We start from the raw sequence: 18,297 nt of genomic DNA, 5'->3' as shown, positions 1-18,297 counted from the left end.
AACTAAGCTTGGCTGTTAGAACTCAATCTGTACGAGTGCCCACACAGATGATTGCTTTATATTGTTAAAGAACGTTGCGATTAAAGCGTTAAACTTTATCTCGCTAGGGCTGCGCATATTACGCTTTCCTATTTTTTTGTCAACACTTAATTTTAAACTTTTTAAAAAATCTAAACTCAAGTTTTACTCGACTTACTAAGTGTCTTGCTTGCCTCGCTAAGCGTTGCCTGCTCTGCCGTCTCAGTGGGGTCGCATTATAGGGCGAATCGATTTTAACGCAAGCGTTTTTAAACGCTTTTTTGCATTTAATTTTTACCCCAAAGATACCCCACCCAGACACACAAGATACCCACAAAACCCTGTGGATAACTCATTTTTTTGCGCTGTTTACTAAACTATTTACCTTGCTTGTGGTAAGTTGCGGCGCATATTTACAACTCGTTCACTAGGCAACACACATGACAGATATAATAAATAGTATAAGTGGTCTCTTATGGGGTCATATTTTAGTGTACTTATTAATAGCCGCTGGGCTATTTTTTACCATACGTCTTGGTTTCATCCAATTTGTACAATTCCCACACATGATTAAAGTCATGTTTCAAAGTCGCCAAGGGTCAGATGGCGGTATTTCCTCTTTTCAAGCTTTCTGTACTTCTTTAGCCGCCCGTGTTGGTACCGGTAATATGGCAGGTGTTGCAGTCGCACTTTATTTAGGTGGTGCTGGTGCTATTTTTTGGATGTGGTTAATTGCTTTGATCGGTATGGCCACTAGTTTTGCAGAAAGCACATTGGCTCAAGCTTACAAAATACGCGATGAAGAAGGCAACTTCCGTGGAGGCCCTGCTTATTATATGGAATACGGACTTGGCAAGCGCTGGATGGGCATCGTGTTCTCACTATGTTTAATTTTAGCCTTTGGATTAGTTTTTAATGCGGTACAGTCAAACTCTATCGCTGCAGCTTTTGAAGTCGCCTTTGGTATTCCTAACTATATAGTAGGTATTGCACTTGTAATTGGTTCAGGCATCATCATATTTGGTGGCCTAAAAACAATTTCACGATTTGCTGAATTAGCAGTGCCATTTATGGCTGCTGCCTACTTAATTGTTGCACTATATATATGTGCTGTAAATTACACTGAGTTGCCTGATGTGTTTATGCATGTAATTAGAAGTGCCTTTGGTCTTGAACAAGCTGGCGCTGGTGCAATTGGTTATGGTGTTATGCAAGCAATGATCCAAGGGATCAAGCGCGGATTATTCTCAAACGAAGCGGGTATGGGTAGCGCAGCTAACGCTGCAGCAACTGCAACTCCTAACCCACCTCACCCTGCATCACAAGGTTATGTACAAATGCTAGGTGTCTTTGTAGATACCATTATAATTTGTACAGCTACCGCTGCACTTATTTTATTATCAGAACAGTTAGTACCAGGCTCTGATGTAACGGGTATAGCACTTACACAAGCAGCGCTTGAGGAACATGTTGGTAGCTGGGGTGCAATATTTGTTGCAGTCGCTATTTTGTTTTTTGCTTTTACATCAATTGTAGCTAACTATTCTTATGCAGAAACGAACTTATTGTTTTTAGAGCATAACCATGCATCTGGCATGCTGATCTTCAGATTATTAGTGTTAGGTATGGTGATGTTTGGTGCCCTTGGTGAATTACCATTAGTGTGGACTCTAGCTGATGTGTCTATGGGCCTAATGGCGATTGTAAACGTAATCGCGCTATTTATGCTCTCAGGAGTTGTGGTATGGCTTGCCAAAGATTACAACGCTCAACGACGTGCTGGAAAGTTACCGACGTTTGATCCAAGTAAAAACAACAAGCTTAATAAAACTATTCCGAAAGGTATTTGGCACAAATAACTTTAAAGAGATTTAAGTTAAAAACCCGAAACGGCCATGGCCATTTCGGGTTTTTTATTGTCTAGTACCCATTCGTTTAATTAAGTAGTCTATTTTGAGGTAGAGAAATCGTGTTAATAGCAAAGCAACAATTTCGATGTTTATTAGCGTCAAGTTTCGACTCTCAAAATGATTAAGTATTATTGCGGATTGGTATAAGCCTCGTCTTTATACCAATTCGCTTAATTAAGTGGTCTATTTTGAGGCTGGAAAAACGTGTTGATAGCTAGGCAAAAAATTTGCTATTTAGTTGTTCTAAATGAGACTTTTTTAACGCAGCTAGTGACACGTTTAGCTCCGTAAAATGATTACGTATTATTGCGGATTGGTATTATATTACTAATAGCAGTACCCACCTAGTGAGACCCAATCAAACACATTAGCATCATCAAACTTCTCATACCTCCTTATAAGCGATTAGTTAAGCAGTTTACATCAATACTCTTAATAAATTTTGTGGCATTGTAATGGTGTTAATAGAAATAAGCGTATGCCGACTTTCGCTTATGTATCAAACGAAGCACAGCCACACCTCCATTTAAGAGCCTTATACCACTGCTTTTTATATAAACCGCTTAGTATTAGGTAGTCTATTTTGAGGTATAAAAGTCTTATATAGCAAAGCTTAAATTTAGTGTTTTGTTCTAAATGAGAGTTTTTTCTGTAGCTACCGTCAAGTTTAGCTATAAAAAAGATCAAAGGTAATACATTGATGGGATAGGCTTTTTAAAAAATGTGAGACATAAAGGTTTTAAACAAACGAAATAATTTTGTGTAAGGAATAGATACTAGTTTGATGATGCGATTTTATAATTAATGGTTTAATCAAATAATGGTTAAACTAGAATAAACAAGGAAAGTATAAAGTGGTGCCCGAGGCCGGACTTGAACCGGCACGACTTGTTAGTCGAGGGATTTTAAATCCCTTGTGTCTACCAATTCCACCACTCGGGCATCGAGTTTGCTAATTAAAGCGTGTGGAGTAATTATTTGGAGGCGGAACCCGGAGTCGAACCGGGGTAAACGGATTTGCAATCCGGTGCATGGCCACTCTGCCATTCCGCCTAAACATATCAAATAATTTGGAGCGGCACACGAGGCTCGAACTCGTGACCTCGACCTTGGCAAGGTCGCGCTCTACCAACTGAGCTAGTGCCGCATAAAACTTTATCAGTAATTTGTACGTTGGTGCGCGACCATGTCGCGGTAAAACGTTCTGGCAACTGAGTTAGTGCCATAAATAAGTATTTATCAAACTTTTAATTAACTTGGTCAATAATTAAAAGTGGTGCCCGAGGCCGGACTTGAACCGGCACGACTTGTTAGTCGAGGGATTTTAAATCCCTTGTGTCTACCAATTCCACCACTCGGGCATCGAGTTTGCTATTTAAAGCAAGTGGATAAAACTAATATGGAGCGGCACACGAGGCTCGAACTCGTGACCTCGACCTTGGCAAGGTCGCGCTCTACCAACTGAGCTAGTGCCGCATCATATTAATTCTAAATAATTTTTATAAGTTACATATTGGTGTATGTAACCAAACCACAAAGTGGTGCCCGAGGCCGGACTTGAACCGGCACGACTTGTTAGTCGAGGGATTTTAAATCCCTTGTGTCTACCAATTCCACCACTCGGGCATCGAGTTTGCTAATTAAAGCGTGTGGAGTGTTGATTGGAGGCGGAACCCGGAGTCGAACCGGGGTAAACGGATTTGCAATCCGGTGCATGGCCACTCTGCCATTCCGCCTCAATACTAGGTTAGCTTTAAGATAAACTGGAGCGGCACACGAGGCTCGAACTCGTGACCTCGACCTTGGCAAGGTCGCGCTCTACCAACTGAGCTAGTGCCGCTTTATGTTTATCTAGGGGGCTATGCCCTCTCAACACGGACGCATTCTACAGAGATTATTAAACGCGTCAACACAAAAAATGCTACTTTTGAACTGTTTGATTATTTTTTATCTAAAATGGTGCGTTATTAGACGTTTACAATCAATTTTTGGTCAATTCTCCCCATGCTGCAACTAAATATTGCACCATAGAACTAAGCGTTAAAAATGTGGCTATATAAAGCAAGCCATAACTTAAATACATCATCCAGCTATCGTACTGCCAAATTAAACCGATAATGGCTAACATTTGAGCTGCGGTTTTTAACTTACCCATATCGGATACAGCTACGTTACCGCGTTTCCCCTGTTCAGCCATCCATTCGCGTAGCGCCGATATAACAATTTCACGGCTAATAATAATAAGCGCGGGAATGGTCATATACAAAGATTGGTAATGCTCAGATAATGCAACCAAGGCAGCACACACCATTACTTTATCAGCAACCGGGTCTAAAAATGCACCAAAAGGCGTTGATTGCTCAAGTTTACGGGCTAAATAGCCATCAAGTATATCTGTGATCGAAGCCAGCCAAAAAATAAAGGCAGCAACAAAGAACGCCCATGAATAAGGCATATAAAATATCACCAAAAAAATGGGGATAAGAAAGAGTCTAAACGTTGTGAGTGTGTTTGGAATATTCCACATAACTACTTGGATATGTCTTTTTTTCTATATTCGCACATAGGGCTAGCCCTTGTCATGCAAATGGTTAAATATCTTCTCAGCCATGTCAGGACTGATCCCAGGAACTTTCTTTAGCTGTTCTATATTAGCAGCTTTTACACCTTGCATGCCCCCTAAATATTTTAATAATGTTTGTCGACGCTTTGAACCTACGCCATCTATTTCCTCTAATAATGACTGAGTGCGTTGTTTTTGCCGCTTATTACGGTGCCCTGCAATTGCAAAACGATGGGATTCATCGCGTATATGCTGGATCAAATGAAGCGCTGGTGCATCAGAATCCATAGGAATTGTTTTACGCCCGCCATCTATAAGCAAGGTTTCAAGACCTGGCTTACGGCTAGTGCCTTTTGCAACACCGACTAATAGCGGCATTTTTGAATGCGGCCAGTTTTCGAAGTATTGCTCTGCTCTACCTAATTGACCTTTACCACCATCGATAAAAATAACATCGGGAATTTTCTCCTCATCAACCAACTTGTTGTAACGTTTGTTTAGTGCAAATTCCATAGCGGCGTAATCATCACCACCGGTAATACCGGTCACGTTATAACGACGATACTCTTTATTGTTAGGGCCTTGAGAATCAAATACAACACAACTGGCCACTGTGTTTTCACCCATGGTGTGACTGATATCAAAACATTCCATGCGATTAATATCATCAAGACGCAAAGTAGCCTTTAATTGCGCATAACGCTTATTTATCGAGTCTTGAGTGCTTTGCTTAACCGTAATACTATTTAATGCATTTTTATTCGCTAACTGTAAGTACTGTGCTCGCTCACCACGGGTAACCACTTTAAGCGATACTTTACGTTCACTAATTTGGGTCAAGGCTTCACCTAGTGCATCACTTTCTTCTATTTCAAATGGTAAAATGATTTCTTTAGCAATGCGCCCTGTCGCACCTGGGGCTAAATAATACTGGCCTAAGAAAGAGGTTAAAATTTCTTGCTCTTGTGAGTCTTTAGGCACCTTTGGAAAATAAGTTTTACTACCCAGCACTTTATGATCGCGAATCATTAATAGATGAATCCCATTTAAACCGTTTAAATGGGCAAAGCCGACCACATCCATTTCCGCAAAATTGCCGGAGATAGATTGCTGCTCCTGCATTTTACGCAGCAACATAATTTGGTCGCGAACTTTAGCTGCAAGTTCAAAATTAAGCTGCTCACTGGCTTTTTCCATTTTAGCAATGAGATCGGCTATTACTTCATGAGATTTACCAGTTAAAAACTTGCGGACATAATCAACTTGCTGCGCGTATTCATCTTCAGAGACTTTATTAACACACGGCGCAGAACAACGTTTTAATTGATACTGTAAGCAAGGGCGACTACGCGCACGGTAGTAGGCATCTTCGCATTGACGTACCGGAAATATTTTTTGCATTAAGCGTAAGCTTTCAGAAACCGCCCCCGCGCTTGGAAACGGACCAAAATATTCACCTTTTACTTTTCTGCTACCACGATGAAAGGCTAAGCGAGGATGCTTATGATTTGTGAGCAGTATATAAGGGTACGACTTATCATCACGTAACAGAATATTATAACGTGGCTGATATTTTTTAATGAGGTTGTTTTCGAGCAGTAAAGCTTCTGTCTCTGTATTAGTAAGCGTGACTTCAATATTACAAATATTACTTACTAAAACACGGGTTTTACTATCGGTTATATTACTACGAAAGTAACTACTTACCCGCTTTTTTAAACTTTTAGCTTTACCGACATAGATAACTTGGTTGTCATTATCGAGCATGCGATAAACGCCAGGCTCACTCGATAATGTTTTTAAAAACTGGACATGATCAAATTCAGACATATATACCGACTAGTAAGAGATATCTATATCAATCATTTTGTAACGTATGGCTAAATGAGTAAGCTCTACATCGCCTCCTACGTTAAGCTTTTCAAACATGCGATAGCGATAACTGTTTACTGTTTTAGAACTTAAATTTAAGCGATCAGCGATATCCTGTGCTTTTTCACCTTTGGTGATCATCAGCATAATTTGTAGTTCACGCTCGGATAGGCTTTGAAATGGGTTTTCATCGGTACGCCCGGTTACCTGCGCAAGTGCAATCTGTTGCGCTATTTCTGGAGCAATATAGCGTTGTCCTGCATGCACACAGCGTATAGCGCGAACCATTTCATCAGATCCAGCACCTTTGGTTAAAAAGCCATGAGCACCAATTTGCATGACCTTACTTGGAAATGGGTCTTCGCAATTAACAGTAAGCACAATAATTTTTACATCAGGGCAGTAACGGCAAATCTTTTTAGTTGCCTCAAGCCCGCCCATACCAGGCATGTTCATATCCATTAATACTATATTTGGCGCATGTTGACGACAAAACTGTACAGCCTCTTCGCCTGTTTTAGCTTCACCTATTACTTTAAAACCACGTATGTCATCAAGAATACGTCTGATCCCTGTGCGCACAAGTTCATGGTCATCAACTAAAAGTACGTTAATCAATGGAACACCCTCACTAGCCTAATAAGATGCAAGTTAACAAAATTAATTTTCAACATTAGCATAGATACGACGAAACCATAACTAATATTATGCTTTCGCCGTCGGTCGCTATGACCCAATATTGTCAAAGCGTATTTACCTATCGTAGGTAAATACACCATAGTGATTTAAGCTGAGGCTTTTTCACTAAAACGGTCTACCCACAAAGCAATGATACCGTCGCCAGTTACATTACACGCAGTGCCGAAGCTATCTTGTGCAAGGTACAGCGCAATCATTAGTGCCACTGCACCTTCGTTGAAACCAAGCATGCTAGTTAATAAACCTAACGCCGACATTACTGCACCACCTGGGGCGCCTGGCGCTGCAATCATCACAACACCTAACATCATAATGAATGGCAACATAGCCATTAATGAAGGTACTTCCATGCTAGGCGATAAAAACATTACAGCCATAGCACAGGTAACTATTGTAATTGTTGAACCTGACAAATGAATAGTGGCGCATAATGGCACTGTAAAGTTAGCTACATCCTCTTTAACGTTATTTGCTTTACTTGATTGCAAAGATACTGGAATGGTTGCCGCACTCGACATGGTTCCTAATGCAGTAAAGTACGCAGGTAACATATTTTTAATTAGCTCAATAGGATTACGCTTAAGTAATAGGCCTGAGGTAATGTATAAAACACTCAACCATAACCAATGCATCACTAATGCAGCAATAAGTACTACACCAAATGCTTGTAATGTATCAACAACGGTGCCTGCTACGGTCATTTCAGCAAATACACCCGCAATGTAAAACGGTAATGCCGGAATAATTACTTTTGAAAGTAAACCATCAATAATATCGCGCCCCTGATCAGACACAGTTTTTAATGTGTCTAAGCCAAGCTGGCTCATACCAATACCAAATACAAATGCTGTAACTAAAGCAGTCATTACACCCATTAACGGTGGAATTTCTAAGTCAATAAAGCTTCCTACTTCGGTCACTGCTTCAGCTTCAAATGAAATACCGCCGCTTAAAAACGGAATAACCGCTGTTACTAATAAAAACGCTAAGGTACCGGCTATAATTGTTGAGCCATACGCAAAACCCACCGTTTTCCCCAGTAGATGCCCTGATCCTTTAGGAAGCCCGGCAATCCCAGAGGCAATAAAAAATAAAATAATCAGTGGAATTGTAAAACTAATAAGCTGGCCGATAAGCTCTTTTACTGTGTATAAAAGCTCAACGCCAGTTAAGGGAATGTAGAGCCCGACTAAGATACCGGCCACAATACCGGCAATTAATTTTAAGATTAACTTCATGGTGATTACTTTATTGAATTTAGATAATGTGTTTTTACCATGTTTTGAATAGTTTGTGTCAATAAACTGTTCAACCGCAGTTCATTTGCACAATTAAACAACAAAATATAAGTGTGTTGTGTTGATTTGTTTAAATAACGACTACATAAAGAAAAGATAAAGTACAAAGTTAAAAACGAACAAATGATTTCAAGTTCGCCTTTTTAATAACTAAAAAATTAACAGATTGAGTTTTTAGTTCAATCCGTTATAAGCGTAATTAATATATGTTATAGCCAAAGCTTACTTTAACTTTTTTTATCTCACAGTAAAGTAGGCTTATAAAGTTAACAGAATAGCTGTTAACGTGTTGATCAGATTGTACCTAAAGGAACATTATGTCTACTATTTTTGAAGATAACTCACTAAGCATCGGTAACACACCGTTGGTAAAACTTAACCGTGTTACAGGTGGGAATGTATACGCTAAAGTTGAATCACGTAATCCTAGCTTTAGTATCAAATGCCGTATTGGTGCATCAATGATTTGGGAAGCTGAAAAATCAGGTCAACTAACCAAAGACAAAGAACTTATAGAGCCAACATCAGGCAATACGGGTATTGCATTGGCATTTGTAGCGGCTTCTCGCGGTTACAAACTAACGCTTACAATGCCAAACACCATGAGCTTAGAACGTCGTAAACTATTAAAGGCACTCGGTGCTAACCTAGTGCTCACAGATGGCGCTAAAGGCATGAACGGCGCTATTGCTAAAGCCAAAGAAATTCAAGCAGCAGACCCAGATAAGTTTATTTTGCTACAACAGTTCGAAAACCCAGCAAACCCTAAAATTCACTTTGAAACAACGGGCCCAGAAATTTTTAATGCACTTGATGGCAAAATCGATTTCTTTGTTGCAGGTGTTGGTACTGGCGGCACTATTACAGGTGTTAGTCGTTATCTTAAAAAAGAGAAAGGCCTTAATGTAAAATCAATAGCTGTAGAGCCAAGCCACTCGCCAGTGATTAGCCAAACACTTGCCGGTGAAGAGGTAAAACCAGGACCACATAAAATACAAGGCATTGGCGCAGGCTTTATTCCTGGGAATTTAGACCTATCAATTATTGATGGCGTAGAACAAGTATCTAATGATGAATGTATCGCAATGTGTCATGAACTAATGAAAAAAGAAGGGATCTTAGTCGGTATTTCATCGGGTGCAGCCGTGGTTGCAGCAAAGCGTATTGCTGAGCGTCCTGAAAATGCAGATAAAAGCATTGTGGTTATTTTACCAAGCGCAACAGAACGTTACTTATCAAGCCCCATGTTTGATGAAGAGTTTTCCGAACAAGAGCTTGTTCAGTAATCGAACAACACTATTAAAAAAGGATGTTTTTTAACATCCTTTTTTATTGCTTTTTTAATAAGTTAACACCTATTTAGTCCTATCCTCTTTACATCTCCTCCATTCCATCACACACTTTGTGTATGAGTAATCAACCTGACCAAATATGAAAACAATTTTAACTTCTTTTGTGCTCATTTTTAGTATTTTGATCGTTGGCTGTAATGACAATACTAAACCTAAAGAACAGTACATTGACAATGATCGTCCAGGCGATACCGCCACAGTGTATTTTGATGCGCTTTATAATCAACATAACTTGCAAAAAGCCAGTAATTTCGCAACGCCTAAGCTAGCTCGCATAATGAAATCTTACGGTACAGCAAAACAATTTGCCCGTAGTCTTATTAATTTACAATTCGATGAAGTGGTAATTGAAATTGATATGTCAAATTCAAGCCTGCGAGAACAGTACGGTAATCACGCTAAGATAAATATTGTATTTACTGGTTATTTTAATGGAAAAAAAATTGATGACTTTCGCAGTATCGAAATGCTAAAAATAAAAGGTAAATGGTACGTAGATAAAATCATCGCCGATCCTTATGGGCGCTGATCAACGTTCAATCTAAAAATATATAAAAAAGCCTTAAATTATAAGTTTAAGGCTTTTTTAGTGCTTGAGTACAATGTTAGAAATCTTCAGGTTTAAAATTATCTACCGCAATAGCCTGCATTCGTAATTTATTAGCATGATGCATAGCTTCAGCATCTAATTTAGTAAGTAACTCATGCTCAAGAGCGTACTCAATAGCTTGTTCAATATCAAAAGTTGCAGGTACCTTACCTTTTCGTTGCCACTGCTTTAAATGTTTAAATTGATTTTGCATGTCGTGCATCGCTAAAAAAGCATTTTCCATCACTCCAGTGCCTGCCTTCTCATCGATGTAGCACAAATGAGTAAGCCTGTTTCGAAACACGCCTGGTTGAGTCATGTGTTCACAAATACTTTGTGAAGTGGTATCACTTGGTTTGTGATAATGATTACCTAACGGAAACACAATGCGTTTAAGGGCAAAGTTAACCACCGGGTTAGAGAAATTTTTAAAGAAACCGTCAAATGCTTGACCTATTTCATATAATGACGTCTCTATTGCATACTTAACAAAAGGTAAATCAGCTTGTTGACGCCCTTCATCTTCAAAACGTTTTAACACGGTAGAAGCAATATACAAATGACTTAATACATCGCCTAAACGTGCCGATATCATTTCTTTGCGTTTAAGTTCACCACCTAACATCAACATTGCAACATCTGTTGTAAACGCAAGTCCTCGGCTCATTCTCCCTAATTGTTTATAGTAGGCCGCGGTTTCTCCGCACACAGGTGCTTTGGCAAAGTGGCTGCGAGTTAAACCATGCACTAAAGCCATGCTTGCATTGCTAATAGCAAACACTATGTGGTTCATCAATAGACCATCAAATTGCTCTAATGCCGCGTCATCATCTTCCATTGAAGCCGCTTCCATTTCTTTTAATACAAACGGATGACAACGAGTAGCGCCTTGGCCAAATATCATTAAATTACGAGTTAAAATATTAGCGCCCTCAACCGTAATCGAAACCGGAATACCCATATAGCCATGTGCTAAATAGTTATTAGGCCCAACCTGAATCCCTTTACCTGCATGAATGTCCATCGCATCATTCATTACTGTTCGACCCATTTCGGTCATATGGTATTTTGCAATAGCTGTTACTACTGATGGACTTAGTTTTAAATCAATAGCACCAGCTGTCATTAATCTGCACGATTCCAGCGCATAAGTTAGGCCACCAATACGTGCTAACCCTTCTTGAACCCCTTCAAATTGACCAATTGACACACCAAACTGTTGTCGAACAACAGAGTAAGCCGAAGTCATTTTAGCCGCTAAATGCCCTGTTGCAGTGCTTAATGCCGGTAACGAAATACCACGCCCTGCACTTAAACATTCAACTAGCATGCGCCAACCTCGTCCTGCCCCTTGCTGACCACCTATAATCCAATCAAGCGGAATAAATACATCTTTACCGTACGTTGTGCCATTCATAAACGCCATATTTAGGGGGTAATGACGCTCACCTGTTTTAACACCTGGGTGATCGGTTGGAATGAGTGCACACGTAATGCCAAGCTCTTTTTCATCGCCTAACAACCCATCTGGATCGTACATTTTAAATGCAAGCCCTAACACAGTCGCAACTGGCGCAAGTGTGATATAGCGTTTTGACCAATTTAAACGCAGCCCCAACACTTCCTTACCATCATGCTCGCCTTTGCACACCACACCAGAATCAGGAATACTGCCAGCATCTGAGCCAGCCTCAGGGCCCGTTAATGCAAAACAAGGCACATCGTCGCCTTTTGCAAGGCTAGGTAGCCAGCGCTCTTGTTGCTCAGTTGTTCCGTAGTGCAGTAATAACTCACCAGGACCTAAGCTATTGGGTACCATGACCGTCACGGCGGCTGTTAAGCTTTTAGTCGCAATTTTTGACACTATGGTGGAATTAGCAATAGCAGAGAATTCAAGACCCCCAAATTTTTCTGGGATGATCATTGCAAAAAACCCTTCGGTTTTTAAAAAGTCCCAAACCTCTTTAGGTAAATCTTTGTCTTTTTGTACAATTTTATAGTCATCAAGCATGGCTAATAAAGTTTCAACTTGATTATCTATAAATGCAGTTTCTTTTTCACTTAACTGTGGACGCGGATAGTTGTGTAATTTTTGCCAATCAGGATCACCACTAAATAGCTCGCCATCCCACCAAACATCGCCTGCTTCCATGGCTTCTCGCTCTGTTTGCGATAATGGCGGTAATACTTTTTTAAACATTTTAAAAGTGGGTCGGGTAATTAAATTAAGGCGGATATCTTTAATTGCAAACACCACGATCACCACAACCAGCAATATAATAAATACTGACATAAACACATTCCTTTACAGTTATAAAAACATTGATTTAATTATGACCGATCTTAATTTAAATACAATGGGCTGTCAGAGGAGTGCCACTAAATGATGAGCCGATTCTATTGTAATTAAAATATAACGATAAAGTAGAGTTACGCATTTATTACACACAGCAAAAAGCCCACAAAGTGTGGGCTTTTTACTACTTAACTGGTTTTAATTTATGCGATTAAACGCTTAATTAAAACTGAAAACGCATGTTAGCAAAGTAAGCATCGTTATCTGAGTCATCTGCGTTGTTGCCGTAACCCACTTTTAAACCAATGTTTTTATTGATGAAGTGTTGAGCACCAAAGCTGTAGTTGTCTTCTTTATCGTAAGATGCAAATACAGAAGTCGCTTTAGAGAAGTAGTAGTTTGTTTCTACGTTCCATTGGTCATCTGCTTCGTCAAGGCTTACAAATGTACCTTCTACTGTTAAGTAGTTACCTTGTTGTAAATCAACAAAGTATTTAGCAGCTACTGAACGAGAATCAAAATCATCATCTGATTCTACAGTGATACCTACGTAATCTGTATCGTTTAGCATGTGGTTGTATGCTAAAGAAAAGAATGTAACGTTATCACCATCTTTTTGATCAACAAATCTTACTTTTGCAAGTAAATCTGGGTTAAAGAAATAACCAGCAGAAAGTGTGTATGACTCGTTGTTAGAGTTGTAATCAGCATTTTGGTAAGACGCACCAACAACAAAATCTTCAACGAAGTATTCACCGCCAATAGCAGTCACATCGCCAAAATCGTCATCAGCGTAGCCACCAAATACGTTGCTTTGCTTATTGATGTATTCGAATTGATCGTATGGACCTAGTGTGCTCTTTGGAGAGAAGTAGTAAGTAGAGTCCACGCTGATAGTATCGTTGTTATCAGTATCTGTGTAGTTTAAGTTACTGATTGATTGATAGCTATCTGCAGCGTGTGCAGCACTTGATAATAAAAGACCTGAAATAATAATTGCTAACTTTTTCATAATGAAACATCCCTATGTACATTGTTTTTGTACTTTAACTACATTGCTAAAGTGGGGGTATGCTAACGCCGCGAAACTGAACGAAAACTGAATCAAGCAATTGTATTTGTTAGGGAATTTGTAAGAAAGTGTTGGAGTAATTTATGTTAAAGTAATCGCAACAAACTGTAAACAATTACTTTAATTTTACACCGATTTTTGTTTGTTTCTATAATGAATACTGGCTAATTATCCTATAAACATCATTTATGTTATCACCAGCTTTAAAGTCTTTGCTAATTGGCGTTGGATCAGATCCAACCCAAATTTTCAGTTCTGCATCTAAATCAAAGTGCCCCGCACTTTCTTTGCTGAACTTAGTTATCTTAGAGTAAGCAATACTGATCATTTCCATTTTAGAACCAGTCACACCTTGTTTATCTAATAAAATTAGTCGCTTATTAGTAAAGATAAACATATCACGAACTACTTTATACGCCTTTTCAACTCGCTCACCTTCAATAAGCGTATTAGCCAATACTTTTTCTAAATCGGCATCATCCACTTCACTGGCGTTACCCATTAAACCACTAAATAATCCCATTACAGTTTCTCCTGTTTAAATATTTGATTTTCTAGAGTATGACCATTTACTAACTGCCTATACTGCCAATTATGTTGGTGGCAAAATTGCAATAGCGCGATGTCAAGTGAATCGCTAGTTGGTTGATACTCAATCACATACTCTTTATGTTGGCTCATATAAACACGACTCACACCCTCAATTGCTTGCAGTTGTTGCTCCACATTTTGATACGCTTCACTTAGCATTAAGGTATAAAAGTGCTTATCAGTATTCGCCGCTTTAGTTTGATGCTCGCTTAATATGCCTTTATCTAAATGTAGTACTTGGGAGCAAAGTCGTTCTAGTTCAGTTAAATCATGAGAGCTTAAAATAAACGTCGCTTGAGACGATAGCTCAGACACCAGCTCTCTGACCTCTCTGGCATGAATCGGATCAAGCCCTGCGGTGGCTTCATCTAACATTACAATTTGCGGTGAACCAATTAATGCTTGTGCTATGGTTACACGCTTGCGCATACCGTGAGATAAGTCCCCTGCGCGGTTTTTTGCAACCTCGCTAAGACCCACTAAATCTAATACTCGAAGTGCCTCTATTTGGCTTTGCTTGCTGCCCATACCTTGTAGCTTGGCATAAAAGCTAAGTTGTTTATCTATATTAAAACGCGGATCTAGCTGTGCATCTTGTGGTAACGCACTCACTTTATTAAATAAAGCCGCGCTACCTGGTTTATGGCCGAGTATTTCAAGCTCACCCATGCTAGGCGCGATATAGCCACACAACAAACTAAATAAAGTGGTTTTCCCTGCGCCATTAGGGCCAACTAATGCAACTGGCGCGCCTTTTTGAATCTCAAAATTCACATTATCAAGAGCCAGTTTTGAGCCGTATGATTTACTTAAATTACGCCCTGTTATTAATGATTTCATAATGAGCTCCTTGCAAAAATACGTTGAGCAACTGCAAGTAACACCGCTGTTTGCACAAGTGGAATAGCTAATGCGCTCAATAACGGTAAGTTTTGTCCAGCTAATAACTCTATTTGCACACCAGGGAATAAATAATCAAGCACACTTAATGCGGGTATTTGCCACTCCAGTAATCCAACAATAATGCCGCCGGCTGTGAAATATAAAATAGCTAATACAATAGATAAGCGAGATGAGCTCGCAAAAGTATTAATTAAGCTCATTAAGGCTACAAACGGCGTAAAAGTAACAATGAGTATTAAAAATATTGAAACAGCACGACCAAGGCCACCAGCAAGTAAGCTCGGCTCGCGAAACCCGAGCACCGCCAATGTCGCTATAAGCGTGATGCCAACTAAACAGGTTAGTACCGCTAACTGCCCTAAAAATCGACCAAAGAGTATTTCAAAGCGAGTTGAGCGTAATGATAAAAACCTTAGCGTACCGCGCTCTCTGTCACCGACGGTTTGATCACTACAAATAAATAAGCTAAAAACAGGAAAACTATACAAAGCAATAAGCCAATACATAGCAAATTCGGCTTCAGGCCAATCAAGTAACTTACTTAATCCAATAGAGCCGGAAATATCACGGGCTATTTGTTCAAAGTCTGGCGAGCTGATTATACCTACAGCTTGGCCTATGGGGTAACGTAAAATAACAAGCCACACTAGCGCAAAAGCCGCCAGTGCAATAAGCCCTCGTTTAGTTAAAAACATACGTACCAGCTCAAAACCCGCGATTTGGGTTAAGCGCCCTACGTTAACTGGTGATGGTGTTGCCATTGACTATCCTTAATGACGTTGTTCATACTTTAAAATAAGCGTTATTTAACAACACTAAGTGTAAACACGTTGAATTGCTAGCAAAAAAAAGCCTACTCAGAGGTAGGCTTTGTAACAAATAATGTAATTTAAACAATTAATAATTATAAATGTTGCTCATAAATAGCTAATGCTTGCTGTAAGTCGGCAATTAAATCTTCAACATCTTCCAAACCAATGTGCAAACGAATAACAGGTCCATGCTCCCATCCTGTTTGCGAGCGCAGCCCTTTCATCGATAGGTTTGCCGTTACTAAGCTCTCGAAGCCCCCCCACGAAAAGCCCATTTTGAAATGTTGTAAGCTATCTAAAAAAGCATCTATGGCGTGTTGATTACCCGCTTTCATTACAAACGAAAATAAACCATTACTGCCGTCAAAATCGCGTTTGAAAAATTCATGGCCTGGGCATGTTGTAAACGCAGGATGACGAATATGATCAACCAACGCATGTTGCTCAAGCCATTTTGCTACTTCTAGCGCGGCTTTTTCATGCTGATTTAATCGCACTGCCATGGTACGCAAGCCTCGTAGTGCCAAATACGCATCATCTGCACTGGTGCATTGCCCGAGTAAATAAGAGTGTTCACGAAGTGTTGGCCAATACTTTTTATTAGCTACAGCAACCCCCATCATCACATCAGAGTGGCCAACAATATATTTGGTGGCGGCTTGAATACTAATATCAACACCATGTTCAAGCGGGCGATAATGCAAGCCATTGCCATAGGTGTTATCAAGCACTGTCATTACATTATGATCGTTTGCCACTTTTACCATGGCGGGAACGTCTTGAACTTCCATGGTAATTGAACCCGGAGACTCTAAAAACAACATTTTGGTATTGTCTTGAATGTACTCTTTTATGTCTGCGCCAATCATTGGCGGATAATAGGTCGTACTAATACCCAACCCAGCTAATATCTTGTCGCAAAAATCACGGGTTGGCTCGTAAACAGTGTCCACTATTAAAATATGATCACCGGACTTTAAAAGCGATAACAGAGTTTGGCTTATCGCTGCCGCGCCACATGGGTATAACGCACAGCCCTCACCGCCTTCGAGTTCGGTAATTGCCTCTTGCAGAGCAAAATGCGTAGTGGTGCCACGACGGCCATAAAATAACGTTTTATCACCGCGTGTTTTAGCCGCTTCTTTAAGCTCACTCACCGAATCAAATACAATCGTTGATGCACGCTGAACTACCGGGTTCACTACCCCATGGGTGTACGCTTTTTTGCGCCCTGATGACACTAATTGGGTATTTTTATTTTTGCTCGACATGATTCATCCTTCTATCTGAGTACGCCAATATTCAATTAAATAACGCGAAATCGAATCAGCTCTAGGTAGCTTTAAATGCTCCCCCTCGTGTTGCCAATCTTTAAATTGCGCAAGTTCTTGGCGAGAAAACCATCGTGCATCTTCAAGTTCATCTTGCTCTGTGCTTATTTCATCACTGCTTGCTGTGGCAATAAAACCAAGCATGATTGATGAAGGAAACGGCCAAGGTTGAGAAGCAATATACTCTGCTTTCTCCACGGTAATACCCGCTTCCTCTTTTACTTCTCGGATCACGGTTTGTTCAAGGGTTTCACCTGGATCGACAAACCCGGCAAGCGAGGAAAACAATCCTTTTGGCCAAGTTGCTTGGCGACCCAATAAGCAGCGTTCAATCCCATCAGAAAATGTTTTAGTTACTACCATAATAACGGCTGGATCGGTACGCGGAAAAGTTTGGTGCATACAGGCTGCGTTGTCGCATAAACGTGAATGCCCCCCTTCAACTAAGTGATTTTTGGTACCACAGCGACCACAAAAACTATGAGTGGCATGCCAGTAACACAACCCACGAGCAAGCGCTGCATTTGAGCCATCTTCAAGTGCTACTTGAGTACCATATTGACGAATATCTGCAAACTGGGCATCACCAACAATCGTTGCTAATAACGACTCTTCGAGTTCAGTTACGTCTAGCGCAAATACGGCATTATCCTGTTTATTTGATCCTAAAAGAATAGCCTGCGTTAAATCTAAATGTGCCACTTGTTGGTAAGCTAAATACACCACCTCAGGGCTACTGTTAGCAAATAAGGTGTGATTGCCTTTAACTAAAAGCCATAAACTGTCTGCTGTTTTTTTTGCGTCTACCCAAGTAGGGTCTTTGCGCGCATTTGAGCCTCTGTCTAATGGCATATTACTGTAGTTAAGCATGTAATTCCTTGATACTAATTGAATCTTAAAATTACCATACTCATCCACTAAACCCAATTTATTATCGCCATAAAAAAAGCCTAAATTAGGCTTAATTAATCTATGCACCCGTTGTATTAAA

At 40.0% G+C, this 18,297-nt stretch carries 14 protein-coding genes and 8 tRNA genes; 3 read left to right on the top strand and 19 right to left on the bottom strand.

Annotated features, from left to right (window positions below; genetic code table 11):
- Positions 1-458: 458 nt before the first annotated feature.
- Positions 459-1,877: an alanine/glycine:cation symporter family protein gene (locus ACNSN2_RS04760; RefSeq protein WP_010391487.1), complete on the top strand. Its 1,419-nt coding sequence runs from the start codon at positions 459-461 to the stop codon at positions 1,875-1,877.
- A gap of 906 nt (positions 1,878-2,783) precedes the next feature.
- On the opposite strand, the gene ACNSN2_RS04755 is transcribed toward ACNSN2_RS04760, so the two are convergent.
- From ACNSN2_RS04755 to ACNSN2_RS04700, 12 genes are all read right to left on the bottom strand, one after another.
- Positions 2,784-2,870 (bottom strand) — tRNA-Leu (locus tag ACNSN2_RS04755).
- Positions 2,871-2,907: 37 nt separating this feature from the next.
- A tRNA-Cys gene (locus ACNSN2_RS04750) sits at positions 2,908-2,981 on the bottom strand.
- Positions 2,982-2,999: 18 nt separating this feature from the next.
- Positions 3,000-3,075, bottom strand: a tRNA-Gly gene (locus tag ACNSN2_RS04745).
- A 127-nt stretch (positions 3,076-3,202) separates the two neighbouring features.
- Positions 3,203-3,289, bottom strand: a tRNA-Leu gene (locus ACNSN2_RS04740).
- 39 nt (positions 3,290-3,328) lie between these two features.
- Positions 3,329-3,404: transfer RNA gene (locus tag ACNSN2_RS04735), tRNA-Gly, on the bottom strand.
- 63 nt (positions 3,405-3,467) lie between these two features.
- Positions 3,468-3,554, bottom strand: a tRNA-Leu gene (locus tag ACNSN2_RS04730).
- A gap of 36 nt (positions 3,555-3,590) precedes the next feature.
- A tRNA-Cys gene (locus ACNSN2_RS04725) sits at positions 3,591-3,664 on the bottom strand.
- Between the two features lie 28 nt (positions 3,665-3,692).
- Positions 3,693-3,768: transfer RNA gene (locus ACNSN2_RS04720), tRNA-Gly, on the bottom strand.
- Between the two features lie 141 nt (positions 3,769-3,909).
- A complete protein-coding gene (gene pgsA, locus ACNSN2_RS04715) occupies positions 3,910-4,455 on the bottom strand; it encodes a CDP-diacylglycerol--glycerol-3-phosphate 3-phosphatidyltransferase (protein ID WP_036933597.1) in 546 nt (181 codons plus the stop codon).
- Positions 4,456-4,497: 42 nt separating this feature from the next.
- Positions 4,498-6,321, bottom strand: a complete 1,824-nt coding sequence (gene uvrC / locus ACNSN2_RS04710; protein WP_055013395.1) for an excinuclease ABC subunit UvrC — start codon at positions 6,319-6,321, stop codon at positions 4,498-4,500.
- 9 nt (positions 6,322-6,330) lie between these two features.
- Positions 6,331-6,981 carry a UvrY/SirA/GacA family response regulator transcription factor gene (gene uvrY / locus ACNSN2_RS04705; protein ID WP_010391483.1) on the bottom strand — a complete coding sequence of 217 codons (651 nt, stop codon included), beginning with the start codon at positions 6,979-6,981 and terminating at the stop codon, positions 6,331-6,333.
- A gap of 167 nt (positions 6,982-7,148) precedes the next feature.
- The gene (locus tag ACNSN2_RS04700; protein WP_010391481.1) at positions 7,149-8,300 is read right to left on the bottom strand and encodes a dicarboxylate/amino acid:cation symporter; all 1,152 of its coding nucleotides are present in this window, start codon (positions 8,298-8,300) and stop codon (positions 7,149-7,151) included.
- A gap of 377 nt (positions 8,301-8,677) precedes the next feature.
- Between ACNSN2_RS04700 and cysK the strand changes: the two genes are divergently transcribed.
- Together cysK and ACNSN2_RS04690 are read left to right on the top strand one after the other, a co-directional pair.
- Positions 8,678-9,646 carry a cysteine synthase A gene (gene cysK, locus ACNSN2_RS04695; protein WP_054202191.1) on the top strand — a complete coding sequence of 323 codons (969 nt, stop codon included), beginning with the start codon at positions 8,678-8,680 and terminating at the stop codon, positions 9,644-9,646.
- 145 nt (positions 9,647-9,791) lie between these two features.
- Positions 9,792-10,241, top strand: coding sequence for a hypothetical protein (locus ACNSN2_RS04690; RefSeq protein WP_010391478.1), 450 nt, complete (start codon positions 9,792-9,794; stop codon positions 10,239-10,241).
- A 76-nt stretch (positions 10,242-10,317) separates the two neighbouring features.
- Here the strand turns inward: ACNSN2_RS04690 and ACNSN2_RS04685 are convergent, their stop codons facing one another.
- The 7 genes from ACNSN2_RS04685 to nudC all read right to left on the bottom strand — a co-directional run bounded on the left by ACNSN2_RS04685 (position 10,318) and on the right by nudC (position 18,176).
- Entirely contained in the window at positions 10,318-12,594 is a 2,277-nt protein-coding gene (locus ACNSN2_RS04685; protein ID WP_418608659.1) for an acyl-CoA dehydrogenase, read from the bottom strand.
- A gap of 226 nt (positions 12,595-12,820) precedes the next feature.
- The gene (locus ACNSN2_RS04680; protein ID WP_010391475.1) at positions 12,821-13,609 is read right to left on the bottom strand and encodes a putative porin; all 789 of its coding nucleotides are present in this window, start codon (positions 13,607-13,609) and stop codon (positions 12,821-12,823) included.
- Between the two features lie 208 nt (positions 13,610-13,817).
- Positions 13,818-14,192, bottom strand: coding sequence for a PH domain-containing protein (locus ACNSN2_RS04675; RefSeq protein WP_036983105.1), 375 nt, complete (start codon positions 14,190-14,192; stop codon positions 13,818-13,820).
- A complete protein-coding gene (locus tag ACNSN2_RS04670; RefSeq protein ID WP_055013391.1) occupies positions 14,192-15,100 on the bottom strand; it encodes an ABC transporter ATP-binding protein in 909 nt (302 codons plus the stop codon). The genes ACNSN2_RS04675 and ACNSN2_RS04670 overlap by 1 nt, the downstream gene beginning before the upstream one ends.
- The gene (locus tag ACNSN2_RS04665; protein ID WP_010391471.1) at positions 15,097-15,924 is read right to left on the bottom strand and encodes an ABC transporter permease subunit; all 828 of its coding nucleotides are present in this window, start codon (positions 15,922-15,924) and stop codon (positions 15,097-15,099) included. Before ACNSN2_RS04665 ends, ACNSN2_RS04670 begins: the two co-directional genes overlap by 4 nt.
- Positions 15,925-16,067: 143 nt before the next feature.
- Positions 16,068-17,246, bottom strand: a complete 1,179-nt coding sequence (locus tag ACNSN2_RS04660; RefSeq protein ID WP_418608658.1) for a cystathionine beta-lyase — start codon at positions 17,244-17,246, stop codon at positions 16,068-16,070.
- A gap of 3 nt (positions 17,247-17,249) precedes the next feature.
- Positions 17,250-18,176 carry an NAD(+) diphosphatase gene (gene nudC, locus ACNSN2_RS04655; RefSeq protein WP_418608657.1) on the bottom strand — a complete coding sequence of 309 codons (927 nt, stop codon included), beginning with the start codon at positions 18,174-18,176 and terminating at the stop codon, positions 17,250-17,252.
- Positions 18,177-18,297 lie beyond the last annotated feature (121 nt).

It is taken from the genome of Pseudoalteromonas sp. US3C1013 (assembly GCF_048401115.1).
Taxonomy (GTDB): Bacteria; Pseudomonadota; Gammaproteobacteria; order Enterobacterales; family Alteromonadaceae; genus Pseudoalteromonas; species Pseudoalteromonas undina.
The sequence above is the reverse complement of the archived record's forward strand: the minus strand, read 5'-3'. Positions and strand labels throughout refer to the sequence as shown.